Here is a 2,608-nt window from a genome sequence, read left to right on the forward strand (position 1 = left end):
AATAGGAGGAAGACTTGTTATTCCGGTTGGCGATAAAGAACAAGTAATGACCATGCTCATCCGTAAAAACGAAACACAGTTTGAAAAACATGAGGTTGGCGATTTTAAATTTGTACCTTTATTAGAAAATAAAAATTAAAATATGAAAAAACTATATTTCCTTTTGTTTCCTATTGTATCTTATTCACAAGGATACACTAGTTATTTTACAGGCAACACCACAAACATAACAACGACAACTGAGTTTGGAGTTTGCCTAATGGGTGGCGCTACAGAAAACGATAACGCCATGACTTGGCTATTTCAAAAAGCAAATGGTGGCGATATTGTCGTTTTGCGTTCTACTGGGAGTAATGGCTATAATAATTATTTGTATTCTGGATTAGGTGTTACTGTTAATTCTGTTGAAACATTAGTGATTACTTCTGCGGCTGGTGCTACTAATCCTTATGTTTTGGATAAAGTTTCTAAAGCAGAAATGATTTGGTTTGCTGGTGGAGATCAATGGAATTATGTTTCTTACTTTAAAAATAATGCACTTGAGGATTTAATTAATTATCATGTGAATGTAAAAAGTGCTCCAATTGGTGGTACCAGTGCAGGGATGGCCATTTTAGGTGGACGTTATTTTTCTGCTCAAAATGGAAGTGTAACTTCAGCTCAAGCAATGTCAAATCCTTATGCTACCAATGTTACTCTCGCTGGATATTCAGGAAATACCTTGCCTACAACCGATTTTTTGAATATTCCATTTTTAACAAATGTAATAACGGATACGCATTATGACAATCCCGATAGAAGAGGACGACATGCTACTTTCATGGCTCGATTTAGGCAAGATTATGCAACAGAAATTTATGGAATAGCGTGCAATGAATATGTAGCAGTTTGTATAGGAACTGATGGAAGAGCACGTGTTTATGGAGATTATCCCAATTATCAGGAGTTTGCCTACTTTATTCAGCCGAATTGTTTTTGGGGTGTTCCTGGTCCATATTGTGTAACTGGTCAACCTTTAACATGGAATTCAATAATGGTTTATAAAGTCCCTGGCACCATGAATGGCGATAATTATTTTGATGTTTCACCAAGTGGCTGGGGATATTCACCATCACCACAGATTTCAGGCGGCAGCTGGGAAACCTGGAATATTTACAATGGTGTACTAAATGTAGTTTCAGGAGGTGCTCCATCTCCAATCTGCTTGTTGGCTGTAGGTGAAAATGAAATTAATAAATTTAGTGCATCACCAAATCCTTTTACAAACTCTATTTATTTAGAAAATGCCGAAAATGCTATAGTGGAAATCTATGATAGTTTAGGTAAAAAAGTTTTTTTTGTTATGGATCATACTTCTAATGCAATCGATACTTCTCAATTCTCTAACGGATTGTACTTTGTAAAAATTCAAAAAGAAGGAAATATAGAAACAAAAAAAATGATTAAGAAATAAGAAATTGGTTGCTACTAGAATTAAAAAAATCCTGAAATTATTCAGGATTTTTTATGTGATTCACTTCTTATTTTTTGGTTTCAGGAGCCATAAAACCGTCTTTTCGCATTTCTTTAGCCACTTCTATGATAATGTTATCAACGGTTTGGGATACATCAATCACATTACTTGAACTAGTGGTTCCTGTCCAAATTAGTTTGTTGTTTTTTAATGAAAATACATTTGTTTCAACAATATAATAGGTGTTTTCTTGATAATATCCAACATCATAATAATTTGGAGAATACATATCATACCAACCGCCATAATAACCTCCATAAATCCCACCATAGTAACCACCATAAAACATACTAGTATTTGTTCCAGGAACATAACTAGTTTCTTTTTTAGTATCAACTAATCGCATAGTGATGACACCATCATATCCTTCACTATCCAAAATACTTAATTTTTGTTTTGTTGTATAATCCAAATTAGTTTTAGTAAAAAGCATGTACGATGGATGAAAAAGTTTGTTTTTAGAAGTGATTTGATCTTCTACCACTCTACGAGTAGTTTCATTTTTCAATAAAGCAACTACCATTATTTTTTTGAATTGCTCTTTAGAAGCTGTTGTCTCGGGGTCTTTCCAACTGCTTACAATTGTTGTGTTTGTTCCACCACAACTAACTAAAAGAATACCTGTCAGCAATACTAAAATTTTTCTCATGATTTATTTTTTAAAAGTTTATAAATATAAGAATTAAATAGAATTTCACTATAAAACTAAAAAGCTTTTTTTATTCGGTCTATATCTCGCTTAACATCTTGTTCTTTAAGACTTTCCCGTTTATCGTAGGTTTTTTTTCCCCTGCTGAGTCCAATATCTAGTTTGGCTATTCCTTTTTCGTTAGTAAAAAGTTTCAGGGGAATGATGGTTAATCCTTTTGTATCGATAGCTTTTTCAAGTTTTTTAAGTTCTCTTTTATTAAGCAATAGTTTGCGCTCGCTTTTGGCTTTGTGATTAAATTGATTTCCATATAGATATTCCTCAATTTGGGTATTAATGGCAAATAATTCACTGTTGTGAAATTCACAAAAACTTTCTGTTATGTTGGCTTTTCCTAAACGAATGGATTTGATTTCTGTTCCTGTTAAAACAATGCCAGCAGTATA

Annotated in this window: 3 protein-coding genes and 1 pseudogene; 2 read left to right on the forward strand and 2 right to left on the reverse strand. The window is 33.1% G+C overall.

What is annotated here, in order from left to right; genetic code table 11:
* Together ACK5ON_RS04945 and ACK5ON_RS04950 are read left to right on the forward strand one after the other, a co-directional pair.
* Positions 1–139, forward strand: a pseudogene (locus ACK5ON_RS04945) (protein-L-isoaspartate O-methyltransferase); the annotation flags it as partial.
* A 3-nt stretch (positions 140–142) separates the two neighbouring features.
* Entirely contained in the window at positions 143–1,453 is a 1,311-nt protein-coding gene (locus tag ACK5ON_RS04950) for a T9SS type A sorting domain-containing protein (protein WP_409820442.1), read from the forward strand.
* Between the two features lie 67 nt (positions 1,454–1,520).
* Here the strand turns inward: ACK5ON_RS04950 and ACK5ON_RS04955 are convergent, their stop codons facing one another.
* A complete protein-coding gene (locus tag ACK5ON_RS04955; RefSeq protein ID WP_396176493.1) occupies positions 1,521–2,162 on the reverse strand; it encodes a hypothetical protein in 642 nt (213 codons plus the stop codon).
* 56 nt (positions 2,163–2,218) lie between these two features.
* On the reverse strand, positions 2,219–2,608 hold a 390-nt coding region (gene smpB, locus ACK5ON_RS04960), incomplete at its 5' end, for an SsrA-binding protein SmpB (protein ID WP_409820445.1).

The organism is Flavobacterium sp., assembly GCF_046317795.1.
GTDB lineage: Bacteria > Bacteroidota > Bacteroidia > Flavobacteriales > Flavobacteriaceae > Flavobacterium.

What these genes read in the sequence shown, in the direction of transcription:
- ACK5ON_RS04950 (WP_409820442.1), top strand. Translation starts at nt 143, where the DNA reads ATGAAAAAACTATATTTCCTTTTGTTTCCTATTGTATCTTATTCACAA.
- ACK5ON_RS04955 (WP_396176493.1), bottom strand. Translation starts at nt 2,162, where the DNA reads ATGAGAAAAATTTTAGTATTGCTGACAGGTATTCTTTTAGTTAGTTGT.